The 21,717-nt window shown below is 43.0% G+C and carries 20 protein-coding genes and 1 pseudogene; 17 read left to right on the plus strand and 4 right to left on the minus strand.

The window, feature by feature from the left end:
- Positions 1-6: 6 nt before the first annotated feature.
- The 3 genes from nfsA to OM416_RS00980 all read left to right on the plus strand — a co-directional run bounded on the left by nfsA (position 7) and on the right by OM416_RS00980 (position 3,844).
- Positions 7-747, plus strand: coding sequence for an oxygen-insensitive NADPH nitroreductase (gene nfsA / locus OM416_RS00970; RefSeq protein ID WP_264926213.1), 741 nt, complete (start codon positions 7-9; stop codon positions 745-747).
- 142 nt (positions 748-889) lie between these two features.
- On the plus strand, positions 890-1,315 hold the full coding sequence (locus OM416_RS00975) for a MarR family winged helix-turn-helix transcriptional regulator (RefSeq protein ID WP_264926214.1): 426 nt from the start codon (positions 890-892) through the stop codon (positions 1,313-1,315).
- 210 nt (positions 1,316-1,525) lie between these two features.
- Positions 1,526-3,844, plus strand: coding sequence for a glycoside hydrolase family 95 protein (locus OM416_RS00980; protein WP_264926215.1), 2,319 nt, complete (start codon positions 1,526-1,528; stop codon positions 3,842-3,844).
- A 108-nt stretch (positions 3,845-3,952) separates the two neighbouring features.
- Here the strand turns inward: OM416_RS00980 and OM416_RS00985 are convergent, their stop codons facing one another.
- Positions 3,953-4,180 (minus strand): AraC family ligand binding domain-containing protein, encoded by a 228-nt coding sequence (locus OM416_RS00985; protein WP_264926216.1) that lies wholly within the window; start codon positions 4,178-4,180, stop codon positions 3,953-3,955.
- Positions 4,181-4,406: 226 nt separating this feature from the next.
- Here OM416_RS00985 and OM416_RS00990 point away from each other — a divergent pair, with 226 nt between their 5' ends.
- The 4 genes and pseudogenes from OM416_RS00990 (at position 4,407) to OM416_RS01000 (ending at position 8,835) form a co-directional block, all read left to right on the plus strand.
- A complete protein-coding gene (locus tag OM416_RS00990) occupies positions 4,407-4,571 on the plus strand; it encodes a hypothetical protein (RefSeq protein WP_264926217.1) in 165 nt (54 codons plus the stop codon).
- Between the two features lie 164 nt (positions 4,572-4,735).
- Positions 4,736-6,280, plus strand: coding sequence for a response regulator transcription factor (locus OM416_RS00995; protein WP_264926218.1), 1,545 nt, complete (start codon positions 4,736-4,738; stop codon positions 6,278-6,280).
- A gap of 98 nt (positions 6,281-6,378) precedes the next feature.
- Positions 6,379-6,492 (plus strand): annotated as a pseudogene (locus OM416_RS31870) (alpha/beta hydrolase); the annotation flags it as partial.
- 81 nt (positions 6,493-6,573) lie between these two features.
- Positions 6,574-8,835, plus strand: a complete 2,262-nt coding sequence (locus OM416_RS01000) for a glycoside hydrolase family 3 N-terminal domain-containing protein (protein WP_264926219.1) — start codon at positions 6,574-6,576, stop codon at positions 8,833-8,835.
- 91 nt (positions 8,836-8,926) lie between these two features.
- On the opposite strand, the gene OM416_RS01005 is transcribed toward OM416_RS01000, so the two are convergent.
- The gene (locus tag OM416_RS01005; RefSeq protein WP_264926220.1) at positions 8,927-9,574 is read right to left on the minus strand and encodes a TetR/AcrR family transcriptional regulator; all 648 of its coding nucleotides are present in this window, start codon (positions 9,572-9,574) and stop codon (positions 8,927-8,929) included.
- Positions 9,567-10,769, minus strand: coding sequence for an MFS transporter (locus tag OM416_RS01010; RefSeq protein WP_145147773.1), 1,203 nt, complete (start codon positions 10,767-10,769; stop codon positions 9,567-9,569). Before OM416_RS01010 ends, OM416_RS01005 begins: the two co-directional genes overlap by 8 nt.
- A 249-nt stretch (positions 10,770-11,018) precedes the next feature.
- Here OM416_RS01010 and OM416_RS01015 point away from each other — a divergent pair, with 249 nt between their 5' ends.
- The 8 genes from OM416_RS01015 (at position 11,019) to OM416_RS01050 (ending at position 18,922) form a co-directional block, all read left to right on the plus strand.
- Positions 11,019-13,001: a glycoside hydrolase family 2 protein gene (locus tag OM416_RS01015; RefSeq protein WP_264926221.1), complete on the plus strand. Its 1,983-nt coding sequence runs from the start codon at positions 11,019-11,021 to the stop codon at positions 12,999-13,001.
- Between the two features lie 20 nt (positions 13,002-13,021).
- Positions 13,022-13,444, plus strand: coding sequence for a DUF3237 domain-containing protein (locus tag OM416_RS01020; protein ID WP_264926222.1), 423 nt, complete (start codon positions 13,022-13,024; stop codon positions 13,442-13,444).
- Between the two features lie 238 nt (positions 13,445-13,682).
- Positions 13,683-15,263: a histidine-type phosphatase gene (locus OM416_RS01025; protein ID WP_264926223.1), complete on the plus strand. Its 1,581-nt coding sequence runs from the start codon at positions 13,683-13,685 to the stop codon at positions 15,261-15,263.
- Between the two features lie 151 nt (positions 15,264-15,414).
- Positions 15,415-15,906, plus strand: coding sequence for an RNA polymerase sigma factor (locus tag OM416_RS01030; RefSeq protein ID WP_264926224.1), 492 nt, complete (start codon positions 15,415-15,417; stop codon positions 15,904-15,906).
- Entirely contained in the window at positions 15,906-16,877 is a 972-nt protein-coding gene (locus OM416_RS01035) for a hypothetical protein (protein ID WP_264926225.1), read from the plus strand. The genes OM416_RS01030 and OM416_RS01035 overlap by 1 nt, the downstream gene beginning before the upstream one ends.
- A gap of 264 nt (positions 16,878-17,141) precedes the next feature.
- Complete coding sequence (gene dmpI / locus OM416_RS01040; protein WP_169479394.1) at positions 17,142-17,381, plus strand: 4-oxalocrotonate tautomerase DmpI; 240 nt, start codon at positions 17,142-17,144, stop codon at positions 17,379-17,381.
- A complete protein-coding gene (locus OM416_RS01045; protein WP_264926227.1) occupies positions 17,381-17,926 on the plus strand; it encodes an NAD(P)H-dependent oxidoreductase in 546 nt (181 codons plus the stop codon). The genes dmpI and OM416_RS01045 overlap by 1 nt, the downstream gene beginning before the upstream one ends.
- A 30-nt stretch (positions 17,927-17,956) precedes the next feature.
- A complete protein-coding gene (locus tag OM416_RS01050) occupies positions 17,957-18,922 on the plus strand; it encodes an aldo/keto reductase (RefSeq protein WP_264926228.1) in 966 nt (321 codons plus the stop codon).
- Between the two features lie 97 nt (positions 18,923-19,019).
- Here the strand turns inward: OM416_RS01050 and OM416_RS01055 are convergent, their stop codons facing one another.
- Entirely contained in the window at positions 19,020-19,565 is a 546-nt protein-coding gene (locus OM416_RS01055; RefSeq protein ID WP_264926229.1) for a TetR/AcrR family transcriptional regulator, read from the minus strand.
- A gap of 348 nt (positions 19,566-19,913) precedes the next feature.
- Between OM416_RS01055 and OM416_RS01060 the strand changes: the two genes are divergently transcribed.
- Together OM416_RS01060 and OM416_RS01065 are read left to right on the plus strand one after the other, a co-directional pair.
- Positions 19,914-20,669 carry a carboxymuconolactone decarboxylase family protein gene (locus OM416_RS01060; RefSeq protein WP_264926230.1) on the plus strand — a complete coding sequence of 252 codons (756 nt, stop codon included), beginning with the start codon at positions 19,914-19,916 and terminating at the stop codon, positions 20,667-20,669.
- Positions 20,670-20,797: 128 nt separating this feature from the next.
- Entirely contained in the window at positions 20,798-21,679 is an 882-nt protein-coding gene (locus OM416_RS01065) for a LysR family transcriptional regulator (RefSeq protein ID WP_264926231.1), read from the plus strand.
- Positions 21,680-21,717 lie beyond the last annotated feature (38 nt).

Below are 21,717 nucleotides of genomic sequence, written 5' to 3' on the forward strand. Positions count from 1 at the left end.
GTTTTTATGAATAACACACTTGAATTGCTTCATAACCATACATCGTTTCGTTCTTACACATCTCAAACCCTAACTGAGGAACAAATAGATGCAATATTTCAGGCAGCGAATCAAACTTCATCGTTCAGTCTTCTTCAGGCGGTATCCATTATTCGCATCACAGATCCAGTTCTTCGAAAAAAAGTCAGACATCTCTGTGTCGATCAACCCTATATTGAAGAAGCGGCAGAATTCTGGGTCTTCTGTGCAGATTTCAACCGAAATCATGAAATCGCTCCGGATGTGGATATTGAATATATTGAATTTCTGTTGATTGGTTCATTCGATGCCGGACTGATGGCACAAAATGCGTTAACCGCGGCTGAATCGCTGGGACTTGGCGGAGTGTTCATTGGTGGGGTCAGAGCCAATATTAGCGAACTATCTGACGTATTGAATTTACCTAAATATGTAATCCCTCTGGTGGGATTATGTATCGGTAATCCAGCTGGAGATAAGCCGGAACTGAAACCTCGGCTCCCTCAATCCATGGTATTGCTTGATAATCAATACCAACCAGTGGATCAAGAGAAATTAGCAATCTATGATGAGACCATGCTGAAGTATTATGAAAATCGTCCGACGAGAGCTCCTTTCACCGTAAAAAAAGTAAAAGGATGGAGTGACCATATCCAGGATCACCTCGAGAGAAGTATTCAACCGCAAATGATGACCTACTTGAACAAGCAAGGTTTTGCCAAAAAATAAGCTTTACGATAAATCCAATCTTTGTTATGGAACTTGGTTAGGAAAGGCCCTTATAACGATACTAAGGCGAATTGACACCTATATAACCACATGATACATTTAGTCTGCTAAATATAATTCGGATGTTAGGGAGGGATCGTTCATGACAGATACAGTAGATTGTGATATTCGACAGTCTTTAGATCGAATTTCCTCCCAAATGCGTCGAAATTATAGTGAATCTCTTCGGGAACTTAATCTCTATGTAGGACAAGATAATTTGTTGTATCGGCTGTGGTTGGGTGATGGGGTAACACAGATGCAACTAAGTGAACATATGAAATGCGAACCACCAACGGTTACAAACATGGTCAAATCGTTGGAGCAGAACGGATTTATATATCGTAAACGTGATGTACAGGATGCAAGGATTATGCGTATTTTTCTAACCAATAAGGGTAAAGAATTAGAAAAACCGGTTGAGCTTAAATGGAGAGAGCAGCAAGAGAAATTACTTCAATCCATTTCTTTAGAGGATCGGTTAATATTGAGGCAATTCATGCAACAAATGGAGCGAAACATACTATAACTTAAGCCAAGTTTCACCAAACTAAATGGAATGAACGATACAGAGTCGCTATTATAGCGGCTTTTTTTATTGCTGAGATAGGATTGTGATAATTCAAGTTAATTTTGTTCATTTAGATGCTCATCAGATTACAGTACACTGAAAGAACATACAAACGGAACACACTAAACATGAAAATGTGAGGAATTATAATTCGTTGGAGGGTTTAACGTGAAGACCAAAAATATCTGGTTTAACCAACCTGCTGGAAGATGGGAAGAGGCATTACCTATCGGAAATGGAACTCTTGGAGGCATGATTTTTGGGAAAACACAGATCGAGAGAATTCAGCTCAATGAAGATAGTCTATGGTACGGTGGTCCGATGCAGCGGAATAATCCTCAAGCACTTGAATCTTTATCTCAGATCAGAAGCCTGATTTTTGACGGCAAGATTAGTGAAGCAGAAGAACTCGCATCAGTTACTCTGGTAGGTGTTCCTGACGGGCAAAGACATTATGAGCCATTAGGGGACTTCTATATCGCTATGGATCACAGTGAACATGAACCGAATGAATATCAAAGACATCTCGATCTGGAACAAGGCAAGGTAAACGTGAATTATACCGCAGATCAATCCATTTACAGCCGTGATTATTTTGCTAGCTACCCGGATCAAGTACTCGTTGTTCATCTCAAATCTAGCGTGCCTGGAAAGTTATCTTTCTCCACTGTTTTTGGCAGGGGAACCGTTCTGGAATCAACACCATATTCCGATATTCTTAAGCATCCTGTGGGTTTCCAATCCTATCTGGACCGGATCGAGAAGCGTGGAACGAATAACTTGATCATCCGGGGAAGAAGTGGGGGGGAAGAAGGAATCCGATTTTGTTGTGCGATTCGCCTTATATCTGAAGGAGGGCAGGTTCACTATTCAAGTGGTCAATTTTCTTTGAAGCATGGTAATTCAGCGACTATTCTAATCTCGGCCTGCACAGATTTCCGAGTACATAAGGAACAACTCGAAGCGGAGTGCCTCCGCAGAATTGATGCTGCTTCCGCAAAACCATATAGCGATCTGCTCGCGGACCATGTCTCGGACTATCAATCCTTATTCAAAAAGATGGATATACATCTCGAAGATGAAAATAAAGATGTGAGTTGTTCCGAACTTCCAATCGATCAGCGCCTTGAACGGCTTAGAGCTGGTAAGCATGATCCGGAATTGATGAGTCTATACTTTCAATTTGGTCGTTATCTGCTTATCTCAAGCAGCCGTCCAGGTTCTTTACCGGCAAACCTTCAAGGGATATGGAATAAAGACATGCTTCCTATATGGGATAGCAAATATACGATTAATATTAATACACAGATGAACTACTGGCCTGCAGAAAGCTGCAATCTGTCTGAATGTCACGTTCCATTGTTTGATTTTATAGAGCGACTGCAAGTCCGAGGAAAGGAAACCGCTAGAACCATGTATGGATGCAAGGGGTTCGTTGCTCATCACAATTCGGATATCTGGGCAGACGCTGCTCCGCAGGATGTATGCATGACATCGACGTTTTGGATCATGGGGGGAGCATGGCTTTCATTACATCTATGGGACCACTACGAATACAATAAGGATGTTCAATTTCTCAAAAAAGCTTACTCCACGATGAAAGATGCGGCTATGTTTATTCTGGATTATCTAATAGAGGATCCATCCGGCAATTGGGTGATATGTCCTTCGTCCTCACCGGAAAATCGCTATATATTAGATAATGGAGAGTCCGGGGCTTTATGTTTTGGTGCTTCAATGGACAATCAGATTATTAGAGAACTCTTCACGCGTTGCATTGAAAGTACCCGAATCTTGCAAGAAGATCAGGAATTCGGAGAAGTGCTCCGTAGTGCTTTAACCAAAATACCGGAGACCTCTATTGGAAAACATGGACAGATCCAAGAGTGGAATAACGATTATGATGAATTGGAACCTGGTCACAGACATATTTCCCATTTATTCGCTTTGCATCCTGGAACGCAAATTACGCTGCAATCAACCCCTGATCTGGCTATGGCAGCTCGCGTAACACTCGACAGAAGATTGGAACACGGTGGTGGACACACAGGATGGAGCAGGGCGTGGATTCTCAACATGTGGGCACGATTAGAGGAGTCGGAACTTGCACACGATAACATCGTGGAACTTCTACGTTCCTCCACGTTACCCAATCTGTTCTGCGACCATCCTCCATTTCAAATTGATGGGAACTTTGGAGGTACTGCAGGGATTGCAGAGATGCTTCTCCAGAGCCATGACGAAGTAATCAGATTGTTGCCTGCTTTGCCAGCAGCTTGGCCAAAAGGATATATTCATGGTATTCGGGCTCGTGGGGGATTTAAAATAGATCTGGAATGGGAAAATGGTCGTCTATTCAATACCAGAATTCGCTCTATTGCAGAATCAAGAGTAACCGTATCCTATCTGGACCAAAAGATAGAATTAAATTTTCCTGGCCCAAATGATATGATTGAATTAAAAGGGGATAAATGGATTAACAAATAAGAACTTACCGATTACCTGAGCGAAGACCGGCTGACAAAATTGCCGGTCTTCGCTCTTTTTCTTTGCTGAGATAAGATAAGATACAGGCAAGAGTTAGCGTGTTCTTGTTCAATGCAATGTGTAAAGACGGTTCAAATATAACTTTTTCAGATTTATGGTAATTCTCTCATATTCGTTTTTGTCCAGGGCAAAGGAACGGTGCATCTCCTCTGGGCTAAGAACGAGCAGAACGTTACGTTGCAAATGGTAACAACGGTTCTCAATATAGCAGTTCACATTGCCACGAAGAAAAAAGTAGAGCTCATATGCATTATGTCGATGATAGAAGGTTCCCATATTATATGTGTAGTGGTGCGATAAAGATACAAAAGCTCACTCTAGATCGGATCAAACAGGGATTCTGAAGTCTCATTCATATTAGAGAAATGACCTCCTTGTCGTTTCACGCAATAAATATAGCCGTTTATGCAATGAAATTGCAGACGTGAACCTATAAAATGTAACCATCTAGCATAATGGATACATAATTGAAAGCGTTTCCGATAGGAAGTGTATAACGCGATTGGAGGAAATGATGGGTCTGATTTTCACGGCACGAAGTAGAGAGCAGGACAACGTAGAGTACACGGCATTGAACGAGCATGCTCTCAAGGATGACTTAAAAGTAATAAGCGGGGATGGTAGTGTTGGTACACCAGCCAGCACTTGGTTTTGTCTAATGCCATGAGCAAGCGGATCAGTCATCGAAGGACTTGTGGGGGACTATTGGGATTATGCACAGCACAAATGAATTTCTTTTTCGATAACTATGACAGACATCAAACTATATCCTGCCGATAGGAGAACATGCTACTGGCGGTTTATTTTCGCTTGTGGAAGGGGGCTGAAAGGATGTTAAAAATATTGTTGGTAGATGACGAGGTGTATGTACGAAAGGGGCTGCATGAACTTATTAGCTGGGTTGAACTTGATATGGAGATTATCGGAGAGGCAGAGAATGGTCTAGAGGCACTGAAAATGATTGAATGTCTGCAACCAGACGTGATTATCACAGATATACGTATGCCGATCCTCGATGGGCTTGGTCTAATACGTGCCGTAGAGGAAATGTCACATCTTGAGCCGGTGTTCATTATCATTAGTGGTTATCATGACTTCAAATATGCTCAACAGGCAATCAGATACGGCGTTCATGATTATATCCTGAAGCCTATTGATGAGGAAGAAATGACGGTGACGTTGCAGAAGTCGGCTAATCTCATCTGCAATAAAAGAGCACGTATCCTGTTGGATGAGAAAAAGGTCGGCGAGATCATGCTTGAGGATATGATTAAGGGCAATGTTAGGAGAGAGGATGAACATCGGTATGCCGAGCTGCTCGGAATCCGTCGTAACTCCAGTATGCTCATGGCTCTGATTGAACTCCAGACAGGATTAGACGAAAGAAAAATTACCAATGAACAGTTCATTGAAGCGGTACGTTCTCTGGAAGATGATTTCTTCAAAATGTACGTTATAGAGCAACAACGCGGTACATTTTCCTTATTGCTGCTATGGGTTGAGCATGATCAAAGGAACTCTGCATTACAAGACAAACTGAATAGTATTCATATCGAACTGAGCAGAAAGCTTAATTTGGACATCGGTCTTTACGCAGGAATGCTTGTAAAAGAAATTGGGAATGTTCCACAATCCAGTCAGGAGGCTGAAGAAGCTGCCAGGCATAAATATGCAGAAACTGGTGGTGTTGTGCGTTATACAGAGATCAAAGATAAACCACTGTTCGTTTTCAATGTATACCAGGACGAGGTGGATCAATTAATCTTGAGCTTGGAAGAGGGCAACAGGTCTGCTTACTACGAGATTGTAGAAGAGCAGTTCCAATTGTTTCATAGGAATCGATTCTCCCCTCAGGCTGTTTCAGGTTCTCTTATGCGCTGTATAACGGCCATTCTGGCTGTGGTCAACGAAATGGGTGGTACTGATGAAGGGTTGCAGCAACTGAAGGAGTTAGTTCAACAATCTCATGAAGGCTGGAATTTACGACTATTGAAAAATGCTTTTCTAATGGCGCTGGAAGAAGCCGAGGATTATATTTCCCATTTACGGATTGAACAGTCCAAAGGGGATATCGGCAAGATCAAACGGTATATTGATGCGCATTATACCGAGAACATTAATCTCAAAAGCATTGCTGCACGCTTCTACATGAATCCCGTTTATCTTGGACGATTATTCCGCAAAAGCTACAATCAATATTTCAATGACTATCTGCTAAACCTGCGGATTCAGGAAGCGAGAAAATTACTGCGTCAAACGGATCTCAGGATGTACGAGGTTGCTGCACGTGTAGGATTTCAAAATGCGGATTATTTCGTCACGCAGTTTGAGAAGCTCGTCAACATGTCACCTACAGAATATCGTAATCTACTATAAGTTGTTAACCCATTACGCTGCACAGATTGAGAAGCTGACCTTAGTGGAGGAACTCAATCGGATGTCCAAGGAGCTTCATGATACACTCGGGCACTTCTCATGCTGCCAAGTTGTTTTTTGACGATATCGAGAGTCAGCAAAAGGAGTTCGTCGCTTTTGAGGAATCGGCTCATTACCCGCATTATGAGGAGAAAGAAAGATTCATGAAGTGAATGACGGATACCTTCAAAACGCAACAAATTATACAGCAGTAACGTCTATTCATCCATAGAATAGCAACAGGAGTGAATTAAATGCATGTTAAATGGAAGACGATCATTGGAGCCGTTCTCGGCTCTATGCTTATAGGGGCGGGAAGTGCAGCTGCGGAAGAACGTTTTGTCGATCTGCAGCACTCGAAGTGGGCAGAGGATGGCATCACTTATATGGCGAAACGGGGAACAGTGGCCGGATATGGCAATGGGATATTCAAGCCTGGGGCACAGGTGACGAGGGCACAAGCCGTCACATTTATGGTTCGGGAGCTTTATCCGGAGCAGCTTCAAAGAGCAGTGGAAGGCACAACCTATTCGGATGTTCCAACTACACACCCCTTTTATAGAGAAATTACAATTGCAGCTAAAAATGGACTTGCGAGCGGATTCCCTAACGGGACCTTCCGTCCGGACGTACCGCTGAACCGCGCAGAGACTGCGGCGTTTCTCACACGTGCGTATTCACTCGCGGAAGGAAAGGGGTCCGCAAAATGGACAGATACGGACAGGCATTGGGCAGCAGCACCTATTCTTATCATGAGTTCCAATGGTCTGGTCGGCGGTTATTCGGATGCTACTTTTCGTCCAAATCAATCTGTCACGCGCGCTGAATATGCCGTGTTTATGTCGCGTGTGATTCGGTTCGAACGCGAAGCCGCCATTCGCACGCAAGATTGGGACAAGCTGATATCCTATATGACGGTAAGTGAGCAAGTTGGCCAGATGCTTATGCCTGACATTAGGCAGTGGAATGGTAAAGCGACGACGACCGTTAATGAAGGACTGAAACGCAGTATCCATGATCAGGACTTGGGCGGACTTATTCTTTTTGACAAAAATATTGTCGATGTGAAGCAGCTTACAACGTTCACACATGATATACAAAGAGAAGCAGGTGACATTCCTCTATTTCTTAGCATCGACCAAGAAGGTGGCGTTATTAAGCGAATACCAGGAGGAACGAACCTTCCCGGTCAGATGGCGCTTGGTGCAACTGGAGATGCAACACTAGCCGAAGCAGCTGGTCAGCTGACAGGAGAAGAGCTGAAGGCACTGGGACTGCAGATCAATTTTGCGCCAGTGCTGGACATCAACAGCAATCCAGATAACCCCATCATTGGTATACGGTCGTTTGGCTCGGATGCGGATATGGTGACACGGCTTGGTCTGGCAACGATAAAAGGGCTACAGCAATCAGGGGTCATGGCAGCAGTGAAGCATTTTCCGGGACATGGAGATACAACGGTAGATTCTCATCTTGGTATGCCTGTGCTTGCCCATAACCGAGAACGGCTTGATGCGGTAGAATTAAAACCGTTTCGGGCTGCAATTAAAAATGGTGTAGAGATGATTATGACCGCGCATATTGCTTTCCCTGCCATAGACAACGAACATGTCACTTCGCTCAAAGACGGTGAACAAGTGCCGATTCCTGCTACCTTATCAAAAAAGGTACTGACACGACTTCTTCGCGGAGAGCTGGGATATGAAGGACTCATCGTGTCGGATGCCTTTACCATGAATGCAATTGCGGAGCATTTTGGGGAGAATCAATCGGTAGAGCGCGCCGTTTCCGCAGGTGTTGATATCATCCTTATGCCGAAAGATTCAGCAGCGGCCCATCAAACGTTGGTGAACGCAGTGAACAATGACATTATAGCGGATGAAACCATACATGCATCCGTGAAGCGAATATTGGAGATGAAATCGAAATATGAACTGTTTGAACGCAGTCAAACTCTTGCGCAAAAGCTAACTCAGCTCAACGGTATCATCGGATCGAAGGCCCATCGAGCAGTGGAGCAGACAATTGCAGAGCGAGCAGTCACTCTACTCAGCAGTCGCGACGGTGTGCTTCCTGATCCAATGAAGCAAGGAGACCGAATTGTCATTGTCGCAGCCGAGCAGGACCAGGCGAAACAGATTGAGAAGCAACTATTGCAAGCCGCTAATAACCTGTCATTAAAGACAGAAATATCAGTTGTTGGTCAAGGCAATATGAATGGAACCCTTCAGGCGATTGGCAAAGCCAATTATGTCATTCTTGCATCTTACCAATTCCGTAATGTTGCCAGCCAGTTCGGTTGGAGCGATTATCAAACCTTGATTGATGCGATGAACAAGAGTAATCAGCGATACACCCTATTGTCACTCGGTAACCCTTACGAGATGATCTATTTGCAGAACGTGCGCTCAGGGCTTGCTGTGTATGGAAACCAGGAGACGAATACGTCTGCCGGGATCAAAGTTTTGCTTGGCCAACTGAAAGCTGGAGGAACATTGCCCGTACAAACGGATTAACGCCTCATTAATAATGAAGAAAAAAACGGATTCCAGCATACGGAATCCGTTTTTTATTTTAAACTTTGATTTACCGATCCATGCTAACATGCTATCCTTCGGGTGTTTCCTCACTACAGACAAAATGAAGCAGCATCTTCACAAATTGCTCCGTCATCCGAGTATCCATTGCACTGGATTTCGACGGATCGATCTTAACAACCCGTTGAAGCATGCCCATCATCGTTGTGAAGATAAACTGAGCCAGATCGAGCGGAGGGGACGGATTCTTAATACTACCGTCAGCAACGCCTTGGGATAAAGCGCCCATCAGGAAATGTTTTTCTTTCCCGTTCTGGTTAAACTTATCATACTGTTCTCTCAATTCTGGACTAAAATCATACATCTCATAGTTGATATCAAATAATTGAATGAATCGGATGTAGTCTGGATGCTCCTGGGCAAAAACAACCCATGCATTCAACATGACCGTGAGCTGCTCTCGACCGTTCATGTCCTCAATTGATGTACGGCTAACCTCATCGGTTAAATGTTCAATCAGTTGCATCTGAATGGCTAGAAGAAGCTCATCCATCGACTGAAAATGTTTATAGAAGGTCACTCTACTAAGTTCAGCTTTCGTGCATACATCCTTTATCTTCACCTGGAGCAATCCATATTTCAAAAAAAGCTCTTTACCTGCTTCTATCAGATCATCACGATTTTTATTTCTCAATTGTTGATGCCAGTTTTCATTCACTTGTATACAGTTGTCCTTTCCTTGAACGGAATGCTTTCATTGTAAGTGCAAGAGAAGCAAGAAGCATAATTGCACCAAAAATATACGGGAAGTTGATGTTTTTGTCAAACAGTAGCCCTGCGATCAGTGGGCCGAATACCGTTCCCAGACTGGAGAATGTGGTGTTCAGACCAGACGCATAACCTTGCCGATCACCTGCGTTTTTGGATATTAGCGTGCTGATTGCTGGTCGCAAGAATGAATTGAATGCAAAATATAGCGCAGAAGCAAATAATAGAAAGACAAGGTTGACCTTAATTAACATCAGCAATAACGCTATGGGTGTAATCATTAATGAAAGACGGATGAGCTTAACTTCACCAATTCTCTGCACGAACCAATCCAGTAGCCAAATTTGCACAACAATACCGATAATCGCTCCCAAGGTGATGATGATGGAGATCGTTGCGGCGTCAAATCCGTATTTTTGCTCTGCAAAAAGAGCGAATACCGTCTCATAACTCATGAGGCCAAAGGTCATGACGAGTAGCAAAATTAAGTATTTGAAATAAGGTACTTTAAACGAACTCCAGATTTTTTTGCCCAGGTGATCTCCCTTTTGTATACGAATGGAGGCCGTTCTTTTCTCAGGCGGAAGTGTCTCAGGCAGTAGCAGTGTAAGTAAAGCCGCTATCAATCCCAAACCAGCTGCGAAGAAATAAGGAATGCGAATGCCCATCTCGGCAATTAGACCACCCAGTCCAGGGCCAAGTACAATTCCCAGATTCATGGCTGCGCCAAAATATCCCATACCCTTCGCGCGAGTCTCTGGCGTTGTAATATCAGCTACATAAGCGAGGTTCGCAGGGACCATTAAGCCGAGACTGATTCCACCAATGAATCGTGCGACATACAGGAGAGGCAGCGAAGTGGAAAGTGCAAAGATCACATCCGAAACAACGGAAAGAAACATTCCGGCCATGATCAATTTTTTGCGCCCAAAGCGATCAGACAATTGTCCCCCGAGTGGTGAAAACAAGAATTGAGCCGCCCCAAAGGCCGCTACCAAAAATCCGGCGACGGTACCTCCCGCATGAAAAAGCTTCAGATACTCTGGCAATATGGGAATAAGCATTCCTTGCCCCAATAAAGCAATAAACAGATTCAACATTAGAATGAAGAGCGGCAGGCGAATTGATTTTGGCAATGTACTCATGTACGTATTATTCTCCTTTATTTACACAATGTTAACCTTTACAGTATGTAAACCATATTAATGGACTAGAAGGAGATTTGTAAATCTTTTTTTAGTGTGACAGTGAATTAAACGTTAATACGGTACTTCTCTCACCAACACCAGAAATGGTCACCAGATTGTCCATGACATTCAGCGGATGTTGAATGGCCTTACAGAGGAGTCTCCTATATCATATTAAAAAACAGCATGAGAAAGAGAGGAATCAGAGTGAGTGCTAGAACAATAGTTTCATTGGAAGAATCATGGTTGTTTCAGGCAGATACCGAGAATCTGGGCATGGAACTACAATGGTATAAAGAGGGGCCTCCCTTGGGTGAAACCGTTAAGATTCCCCACACGTGGAACGTGCAAAATGGGTTAGAGGAGTTCCGTGGAACGGGATGGTACAGTCATGATTTTTACGCTCCTCTGGAATGGAAAGGGAAATTACTGCGGTTACAGTTTGATGCAGTTTATCGAGATGCGGTGGTTTGGGTAAACGGAAAACGTGTAGGAGAACATACTCAATCAGGTTACACTCCATTTGTTATAGAGATCTCCGACACAGTCATCTTTGATACAACCAACCACATCGTAGTATCAGTGAATAATGAAAATAGCAACACGGCTCTTCCCATGGGAAATAGCTTTGATTGGGCTGACGACGGCGGAATTATTCGCGGCGTATCGCTGCTGGTTAGCGGTCGCACGGCAATCGACTATTCCAAACTTCAAGCGGCACCTTTCTTCTCGGACGATATGGACGGAGCTGTAGCTCCATACGGCATGTTATCTGGTGAGATTCGGTTGTGGGAGCAACCACCACATGAGTCCGAGTGCAAATCTGTAAAACTGAAAGTGATCATGTCGTATGAAGAAGACATGTTAACTTCGAAGGAATGGGAAATGTCCAGCGATGAAGGTATTCTAAGCTTTCAAGACATCAAGGTGGAACACCTTAAGTTGTGGCATTTTGATCATCCCCATTTATACACAGTAACCATTTCTTTATACTCGGATGGTGTCCTTACAGATGAGGTATGCACAGCAGTAGGATTTAGAGAGATTAGCTCAGAGGGAAATACATTGTTGCTGAACCGTGAGCCGGTACGTCTTATGGGGGTTGAATGGATGCCAGGATCGAATCCTATGAGCGGTATGGCAGAATCGGTAGCACAGTTAGAAGAGATGCTTCATCATATAAAACATGCGAATTGTGTTATTACCCGCTTTCATTGGCAGCAGGATAGCAAGTTGCTGGAGTGGTGTGATCGTAACGGGTTACTGGTACAGGAGGAGATTCCACATTGGCAGACTCCACAAGATCCTAATGATGAATGGTTGAACATTTCAATTAAGCATGCCCAAGAAATGATCCATCGTCACTACAATCATCCTTGCATCTATGCATGGGGTATCGGCAACGAGGTGAACGGACAATCCACTGTTACAGTTCGGTATTTTGAGAAACTCAAATCTCTGGTGCACGGACTTGACGATACGAGATTCATTAACTATGTGTCTAACACTGTGCATGAGAATCCTGCCCAGGATGCCACGGGTGTAGGTGACATGATCATGTGGAACGATTATATCGGGACATGGCATGGTGAGTTGGACAGGCCGGAAGTTATTCAAAATATGACTAGGAATTTACCAAATAAACCTCTCGTGGTAGCTGAATATGGACTATGTGAGCCTGCTTTTAATGGCGGGGATGAGCGTCGTACACAGATCCTGATGGAAAACACAAGGGAGTACCGGAAGCATCCTGCCATTGCAGCACTTATATACTTCAGCCTAAACGATTATCGTACGCAAATGGGGGAGGAAGGCGAGGGAAGGCTGCGCCAACGGGTGCATGGTTCCATGAGTTTAGATGGCACGCCCAAGCCTTCTTACGAAGCTTTGCGCCGATTAGCTTCACCAATCAACCTCAACGTGGAACTGGTTAAGGAGAAGGCCCAAGTTGTAGTAACCGTGGAGAACCGAAATGACATTCCATGTTATCGGATATCTGGTTATACGCTGAGACTGGTTAACCCGCTCGGTGATTGCATTACTGAACACATCCCGGATTTATCACCTGGGGAGAAGCACATGTTTTATTTTACCGACATTCCTGAGAATCGATGGAACGAACTTATGTTAGATATCATCAGACCCACCGGATTTTCGGTGAGTAGCGGTTTACTGATGACATACACGTAAATAACTGGAGGTGGGAACGCGTGAAATTAGAAGAGTTGTTCACGGTACATGTGAACATCGAGAAATCATTGGATCTACAGAATAGCGAAGGCGATTCGGTTGTTATGATTCCTTTTACAGGCAGCGCAACAGGAAAGTACTTTGAGGGAATCGTGTTAGGTGGAGGCGTGGATACTCAAATCATAGGAAAGAATGGGGATCCGCATACTCTCTCGGCAAGATATATGCTCCAAGGAACGGACAACACAGGGCATAGCTGTAAAATTTATATCGAAAACAACGGAAACATCGACAAAGCGCTGAAAACTGCATTGTTCCGCACTTCCCCCAAAATGATTACGAACAGCGAGGCTTTATCCTTTTTGAACAGTGTGACGCTTATTGGCGAAGGTCATCCAACGGAGTCTGGAGTAGATATAAAAATATATAGGGAGCTATTATAACGCGAAACATATGATAACTATTTTGTTCATGTGTCGGGGCGCAAGATAGCCTGTTTTGAAGAGTCAGAGTCGCTAATGAGCGGCTCTTTTTGTCGTCATGCGATTTTACGTCAATATTTATATGTATTCTTTTACATTAAATTAACAAAGTATGGGTACGGCGCGGACATTCTTCACCTATAGTATGATGAGCGAAAATAAACCGATATTAAGCGGAATAAGGAGAAAACTATTCAATATGATCATCAAAAAAATCGGAATTTCAGTAGTATCACTCACCATGTTGACATCAGTAAGTATGTTTGACGTATATGGTGCAGCTTCAAAACGCATGATCGAAGTGTCCGAACAATCGGCTAAGGTGGTTGTGAACGGTCAAAGGGTGGAAGGAGAATCGTTTCTATATAACGGAGTAACTTATGTACCGGCAAGAGCGATTGGGGAAGCCTTGGGAAAAGAGGTAGACTGGGATAACAACACTCAATCGGTGTTTGTTGGACAAAAGATTAACGATGAGCAGGGGTACCGTGGTACCAAAACGCCATATCCTTTCAAAGAAGCAAGTTATACAGAAGCTCCTGATGGATATGAGCCCGTATTTATTAACTACGTAGGAAGACATGGTTCCAGACATCTATCCAGTTCAAAGTACGACAAGACGCTTTTTGAACTGCTCGACATCGCTGAAAAGGATGGGCAGATTACCAATCTGGGTAAAGAGCTGAAGAAGGAAATTGGCAAACTGATGGTGGTTGAAAAAGATCATTATGGATTGCTATCCACCACGGGTGGAGAAGAACTGAAAGGAATAGGAAGCAGAGTCGGGCAGAATTTCAAAGAACTATTTACATCAGATAAAAAAGTAATTGCACAAGCAACTTTCAAAGATCGAACGCCACAGAGCAGAGATCAGTTTATTGAAGGGTTAAAGGATAGCTTGGGGGATAACAAGGTAGACATTCTGGCTTCAGCCTTTGAAGAAGAGCAAGATCCTTATCTACGTCCCTACGATTTAGCTACAAGGTATAACGAATATGCTGAAGATGGAGACTGGGTTAAGTTATATGAGGAATATGTCACACAGAGCACAGGAACGCGTTATGCAAAAGAAGTACTTTTGCAATTTTTCTCTGAAGACTTCTACAAGCGGTTGAACGCTGGAGAGTTCGAGCTGAAGGATGAGAAGGGAAAAGTGAAGCTCAGCAACCCAACCGAGGCTGCTTCTAATCTATATGAACTGTACATCATCTCTTCGAATATTAAAGGAGAAGGTGAATTCGAATTCGGGCGGTATTTCACAACCAATCAGTTAAAGTGGTACGAGAGCGTTGACAATATCAATGACTTTTATGAAAAAGGTCCATCCTTAACTTCAACAAATCTGCCGCAGAATATCATTTCACCCCTGGTCAAAGAACTGATCGTGTCAACCGAACAGTCCATTCAACAGAAAGACACGGCTGGTATATTTCGTTTTGCTCACGCAGAAACCATCATTCCACTATCTTCATTCCTGGATATCGCTGGAGCGAATGTTAGTGTAGATAAGCCGCAGGACGTGACCCAAAACTGGAATGGCTCGGTCATCTCACCAATGGGGGCAAATATCCAATGGATTCTGTACTCCAACGGTAAAGATGTTTTGGTGAAAATGCTTAGAAATGAAGAAGAAATCGCCTTCCCAATCGAAACCAAGACCTACCCATACTATAAGTGGGAAGATGTGAAGACATATTACCAAAACAAACTGCAGAAGGTAGGCGTAAGCTTGGACAGCAGTTTGGAAGATAATATTGAACTTTTACAGAAGAAATTCTAATTGGTTGAACGAAGAAAGCAACTCCACTCAAAGGAGCTGCTTTCTTTTTTTGCATTTTGAATGAAATGGATCAATAAAAAAATCCTAAAACAAAATGTGACCAAATGCCGTCCTTAAGAGTGTTAGAGGTATAAAGGAGGGCATACCAACCATGCAGCGATCAGTTCCCCAGCTGGGCGATCATGTGATGAAAGTCTATGAGACATACGCGGATACGCTGTTCCGGATTGCCATGGTGCACCTCGGCAGACGAGAAGACGCGGAGGAAGCCACTCAGGATACCTTCATCAAACTAATAGAAAAAGCCCCTATATTCAACGATGCGGAACATCAGAAAGCATGGTTGATACGGGTCATCACCAATCATTGCAAATCCTTATTAGGCAGAGGCTGGCGCAAACGGGAGGTCAAACTGGAGGGAGTCGATCCTCTTACAACAGACAACCCTGAAGATCACGCGCTGATCGAACTCGTGTTGTCACTGCCCGTCAAGTATAGATCGGTGGTTCATCTGTATTATTACGAAGATTATCCAATCCGAGAAATCAGCGAGATCCTGCAGATTAGCGAATCAGCAGTGAAAATGAGATTAAAGCGAGGAAGACAGTTGTTAAAACTGGAGCTGGAAGGAGAGGAACTGTGATGAACGAAGAACAATTCAAACAAAACTACAAGAAAGCGGTGGATCATATGAAAATAAACGAGCAAATGAAAAAACGGGTAGAACAATCTTTAAACACGCAACATCAGGGGCCAAAACGCCATCGCAAACCATTATACATTGCAGCAAGCGTCGTTATCGCTGCCAGCATCGGACTCGCTGCGCCAAGTGTATGGCAACAATTCAATGGACCAACCGCACCAACACCCCAGGTAGCAGGGGTTACCCCAGGCGCATCGTTTGACCCCATTGTAATTCCGAAGATGGAGCTACCGGATTCAAACGGCAAAGGTGCCATGGCGAGCATGTTACCAGTGGTTGTCTATGAGGGGAACGTCTATTTACAGTCCGAGACTTTACTTGAAGGCACCAGTGCGCTCAACCTACGCGGCGAAAAACTCGGTACCACTACTGGCGGCATCGATGAGTGGAGCGGCCAGGATAAATACACGGAGTTTGCTTCCAACATTGGCGAAGCAGACATCTATATGGTTAATGGCTATGATAAGGACTTCCGGATCATGTCCTACACCGAGATCGATGGTCAGGTGTATGCTCAACTATTCGACAAAAATAACGGGATCACCATCAGTAGCGGAGCCGACTTGATCGGAAAGCTTCATCTCGAAGGCAACATCACTTCTGCGCAATGGGAGACGTTCGACAGCTGGAACAACGGATTGCAGCAGCTTCAGCCGTTAGCAGCGGACGAATCACTGGAGAGCTTCGTCTCTGCGTTATCTGCTGCCAAACCGATTGCAACGAGTCCGGAATTGGAAGAGAACCTTTACAGCAAGGAAGATCGCAAGATCATCTATCTCACGTTGGAAGACAAAACGCAGGTCCCACTGGTTCTGTTCGGTGAAGGTCTGGTTCGTTACGGTAATGTTCCGGCATTCCTGGAAGTTGAGGAAGGCGCGTTTCAATCATTCTGGAACAGCCTGGGCGAGTAAGGAAAACACAGCGATACAAGTGCAAGGAGTAGATGGAGAAGAGCGAACAGGGCATGAAAGTGCTTTGTTCGCTCTTTTTATACATAAAAATTAGAATATCATATTAATCCATATACATTATAATAGGCAATTGTAATTATTGTGTTGAGTAATCCACACATCTCGAAGATTTGCTCATTGTAACTGTCCTGTTTCTGTTTAAAATAATGAAAGTAAGTTGATCAGTGATCTATATGAAAATCCAAATAAAAGGAGACAACACCAATGCCCGTAATTACAGTTGAAGCAGCAAAATTGTCTAAAGAACAAAAAAGAAAGTTAGTACAAGAACTTACCGAATCAGCTTCAAATATTATGAACATACCTCAGCAAGCTTTTTTTGTATTTGTGAAGGAGAATGATACAGAGAACATAGGCGTTGCTGGACAGCTTATTGCAGACAGACAGCAGAGCGATTCGCTTAAAAGCGAGGAAAACAACACACAACAAGGAGACCGACTATAATGAAAACACTCATTCTTGTATTTCATCCAAATTTGGCAACTTCTCGTGTGAACAAGCGATTGACCGAAGAAATGGAAAAGCAGTCCAACGTTACCGTTCATCGTCTATATGAGGCTTATCCTGATGAGAAAATTGATGTAGCGGCCGAGCAACAATTGATGGAAGGACATGACCGCATTGTTTTGCAATTCCCTTTCTACTGGTACAGTAGCCCATCATTATTGAAAAAATGGCAGGATACCGTCCTGACTTATGGTTGGGCTTATGGTAGCCAAGGAAATAACCTACATGGAAAAGAGCTTCTTGTTGCCGTTTCTGCTGGTGCCCCAAAAGAAAACTATATGTCAGACGGGCATTTTAAATATTCGATTACAGAGCTGTTACGTCCATTCGAGGCAACCAGTAATATGATTGGAACTCGCTATCTGACACCATACATATTGACTGGCGTAATGCAACACCTGTCAGATGAGGAACTTGAGAAAAGTGCCGAGGATTACGTGACGTATGCGTTGAACCCAAAAGTTGAGCAGATATCTAGCTAATAAAAACTCATAGTAAGAAGGTGATCTTAAATGAAGAGTGTTCGATTATCAAATAACACCAATGTACCACCGATTGCTTTGGGCACTTGGTCTTGGGGAACCGGCGAAGCTGGAGGAAATACCGTGTTCGGGAATCAACTGACAGAAGCGGACCTCCAACCAGTCTTTGACGCAGCTATGAATGCCGGACTCTGGTTATGGGATACAGCAGCAGTATATGGAATGGGTTCCTCGGAGTCCATATTGGGGAGCTTTGCCAAACAACATGATGCAGTCTTGATTTCTACGAAGTTCACACCACAAATTGCGGGCGATCACGATAAAGCAATGGAGGAACTTTTAGAAGAAAGTTTAGCAAGACTTCATGTGGATCATGCAGACATCTACTGGATACATAATCCCGCAGATGTAAAAAGGTGGACCCCACAACTAATTCCTTTAATGAAAAGTGGAAAGGTTCGTCATGTAGGAGTATCCAATCATAATTTGGATGAAATCAAACTGGCAGCCAGTATATTGGCGGAGGAAGGCTTGCGAATTTCAGCTGTGCAAAACCATTACAGCTTGCTTTATCGCTCGTCCGAGAAAGCAGGAATTATTGATTACTGTACAGAGAATGATATTGTATTTTTCTCCTACATGGTACTGGAACAAGGAGCATTAACAGACAAATACAGTGCACAAAATCCTTTACCTAGTGGTACAAGGAGAGGGGAAGCCTTTGGTCCTGATCGCCTTGCTAAGCTCGAAAGTTTGATTCACGTTATGAGAGAAATAGGTAGCAAGTACAGTGCCTCTGTTGCCCATATTGCAATGGCATGGGCTATTGCGAAGGGTACCGTTCCGATTATCGGTGTAACGAAAACGAGCCACGTCGAGGATGCTGTAAAAGCCATTGAAATCACTTTGTCTACGGAAGACATCACTAAACTGCAGATCGCAGCAGAAGAAACGGATGTCGAGGTTCCAGGCGAGTGGGAAAAAGCAATGCACTAACTGAACTCTTATAAACAAATAATAAATCCTCATTTCCTAGCAGAAGTGAGGATTTATTATTTTGTTGCTTCTGTTTGAATCCTGCAAGGTAAGGGGATCAGAAGTTTCTATCTAACAATACCCCAGTCTGTTCTGCCATAACCCGAGGAGGTATGGACATTCCATTTTTGAACCACCATTCCACACTTCCAACAACTGCGGCTGCAAGAAATTGAAGAATAACTTCGTCATCCATGCCTTTATTCTTTCCTTCGGTAGTATCAACCTCAATCTTATATTCCTGGACAACCAGATCAATGAATCGGCTGTGAAAATAAGTGGCACTTTTCGTGTTTAACATGGTTGAGAAAAATAAGTGGTTTTTGGAAAAATATTCAAACCAAACGTAGTTCCCTTCTTGAAAACTCATTTCGGATGCAGCGTGGCATAGATCACGGAGATTGCCAATATGCTCTTCGATAATTTTATCGAGTAGGTCATATTTATCCATATAGTGTAGGTAAATCGTGCCTCGATTAACGTTTGCCCTATCTGAAATATCACGGATAGTAATTTCTTCGAAAATTTTTTCAGCCATCAACTCAAGTACTGCTTTCTTAATAGCGTCTTGAGATTTGATCACTCTTCGATCCAGTTTAACCATTCAAAAACCTCCGTCTTAGACCCTAACATTGTATTATTCGGAAATCCTTTATCATGAGAGAACACTGTTTCAATGCTCGGTTTTTAGCATTATAAACACGGTTTGGTTAAATAATCAATATGCATATCATTCACTGTAAATGGCTTTCTTTAGCGTCAGCGGGAATCGAGAAACTCTTATTTCATTGATTATAATAGTCCTTTTATTCAAAACAGACCTCATTTAACAGTATTCATTTGATAGGATTAGGCAATAAAATGATATGAATAGGATATAGTTTCTTTTCTCTTTCAATGTAAAATGAGTACACCTAACTTTAACTAAAAAGAAACAGGAGGTTTGATGAATATGAATCGAATTGACAAGAGCCAAGAAACATATAAAAAACTATTCGGCGATGGAGTTCCAGCGGCATATGCTAAACATCCTGAATTTCAGGACATATTGAGTCGCTTCATATTTGGTGAAATTTTCGATCAAGGTGCCCTTGATGATAAACAACGCGAGCTTATTACCCTGGTCGTACTTACTACGAATCAAACGTTGCCTCAGCTCAAGGCACATGTTCGTGCCGCGCTAAATGTTGGACTGACACCCGTGGAGATCCAAGAAGCAATCTACCAATGTGCACCATACTTAGGATTCCCGAAAACTTTAAATGCCATATCGGAAATGAATGAAGTTTTCGAAGAACAACATGTTGCACTGCCTCTTGAGAGTCAACAACGGGTTGAAGAAGATAACCGCCTTGACAAAGGACTTGGTATCCAAAAAGAGATTTTTGGCGATATTATTGAGAAAAACCGGAAAAATGCCCCGTCAAATCAAAAGCATATACAGGACTACCTTTCAGCATTTTGCTTTGGTGACTTCTATACCCGTGGAGGTCTTGAGCTGAAAACACGAGAGCTACTTACTCATTGTATACTAAGTGCACTCGGAGGTGCGGATAGTCAAGTCAAAGCACACGTTCAGGGTAACATCAATGTTGGCAATAATAAAGAAACAATGATCACCGCTCTAACTCACTGCCTTCCCTACATGGGATTTCCCAGAACACTAAATGCTTTAGCTTGCGTTAATGAAATCATTCCAGAGAAATAATCTTCTTTATTTGAAACAACAGACAGTTGATTATCCCAATCAACTGTCTTCTTCTGGTTAACAGGAAGGTATAGTAAAGAAATGAATGATTCAGGAGACACTTAAATGAATGTAAATCAGGAGGAATTATGGAGTTAAGAGTACTTCGATATTTTTTGACAGTAGCTCGTGTAGAAAATATCACACATGCTGCAACGATCTTACATGTGACACAGCCTACGTTAAGCAGACAGTTGGCTGATCTGGAAAAAAATTTAGAAACTCAATTGTTTATACGTGGGAAAAGTAAAATAACACTGACAGAAGCAGGCATGCTTTTACGTCAAAGAGCAGAAGAAATTCTCACACTTGCGGATAAAACAGAGAAAGAGTTTAAAGATCAGAACAATCTGGTTGGAGGAACCATATCGATCGGGAGTGTTGAATCATTAACGTCCAATGTTATTTTACAATTATTAAAAGACTTCAATATGGAGTATCCGCAGGTTAAGTATCACATCTATAGTGGAACGGGGGATGACATAAAGGAGCGAATCGATAAAGGACTGCTCGATGTGGGCATTTTGTTAGAGCCCATTCACATTGAGAAATACGATTTCATCAGACTGCCCCAGAAGGAGCGCTGGGGAGTCCTTATGAAGACCTCATCACCTCTTGCACAGAACGAATATGTAACTTCAACCGATTTAGCCGGAGTGCCTCTGCTCATATCCAGCCGATCTGTCGTACAGAATGAGATTGCAAGCTGGTTTGCAGATGAATATGCACATCTAAACTTCGTTGCGACCTATAATTTAATATCTAATGTACTTAACCTTGTAGAGGAGGGGTTAGGGACGGCAATCTGTATTGAGGGTGCGCTTGCAATGAAGCAGTCTGACACATTATGCTTTAGACCTTTTCATCCGGAACTTCAGTTTCCAACAGTGATTGTCTGGAAAAAACATAAGGTATTCAGTCAAACTGAGGTACGTTTTTTGGAACATATCAGGCATGCCTTTCAGGCATAATAAAGTATAAATTATAGGTATTGGCTATAGCTGTTTAT

The organism is Paenibacillus sp. LS1, assembly GCF_026013365.1.
Classification (GTDB): domain Bacteria; phylum Bacillota; class Bacilli; order Paenibacillales; family Paenibacillaceae; genus Paenibacillus.

Excerpts from the sequence above, each read along its gene's own strand:
- nfsA (WP_264926213.1), top strand. The coding sequence starts at position 7 with ATGAATAACACACTTGAATTGCTTCATAACCATACATCGTTTCGTTCT.
- OM416_RS00975 (WP_264926214.1), top strand. The coding sequence starts at position 890 with ATGACAGATACAGTAGATTGTGATATTCGACAGTCTTTAGATCGAATT.
- OM416_RS00985 (WP_264926216.1), bottom strand. The coding sequence starts at position 4,180 with ATGGGAACCTTCTATCATCGACATAATGCATATGAGCTCTACTTTTTT.
- OM416_RS00995 (WP_264926218.1), top strand. The coding sequence starts at position 4,736 with ATGTTAAAAATATTGTTGGTAGATGACGAGGTGTATGTACGAAAGGGG.
- OM416_RS01000 (WP_264926219.1), top strand. The coding sequence starts at position 6,574 with ATGCATGTTAAATGGAAGACGATCATTGGAGCCGTTCTCGGCTCTATG.
- OM416_RS01010 (WP_145147773.1), bottom strand. The coding sequence starts at position 10,769 with ATGAGTACATTGCCAAAATCAATTCGCCTGCCGCTCTTCATTCTAATG.
- OM416_RS01025 (WP_264926223.1), top strand. The coding sequence starts at position 13,683 with ATGATCATCAAAAAAATCGGAATTTCAGTAGTATCACTCACCATGTTG.
- OM416_RS01030 (WP_264926224.1), top strand. The coding sequence starts at position 15,415 with ATGCAGCGATCAGTTCCCCAGCTGGGCGATCATGTGATGAAAGTCTAT.
- OM416_RS01035 (WP_264926225.1), top strand. The coding sequence starts at position 15,906 with ATGAACGAAGAACAATTCAAACAAAACTACAAGAAAGCGGTGGATCAT.
- dmpI (WP_169479394.1), top strand. The coding sequence starts at position 17,142 with ATGCCCGTAATTACAGTTGAAGCAGCAAAATTGTCTAAAGAACAAAAA.
- OM416_RS01045 (WP_264926227.1), top strand. The coding sequence starts at position 17,381 with ATGAAAACACTCATTCTTGTATTTCATCCAAATTTGGCAACTTCTCGT.
- OM416_RS01050 (WP_264926228.1), top strand. The coding sequence starts at position 17,957 with ATGAAGAGTGTTCGATTATCAAATAACACCAATGTACCACCGATTGCT.
- OM416_RS01055 (WP_264926229.1), bottom strand. The coding sequence starts at position 19,565 with ATGGTTAAACTGGATCGAAGAGTGATCAAATCTCAAGACGCTATTAAG.
- OM416_RS01060 (WP_264926230.1), top strand. The coding sequence starts at position 19,914 with ATGAATCGAATTGACAAGAGCCAAGAAACATATAAAAAACTATTCGGC.
- OM416_RS01065 (WP_264926231.1), top strand. The coding sequence starts at position 20,798 with ATGGAGTTAAGAGTACTTCGATATTTTTTGACAGTAGCTCGTGTAGAA.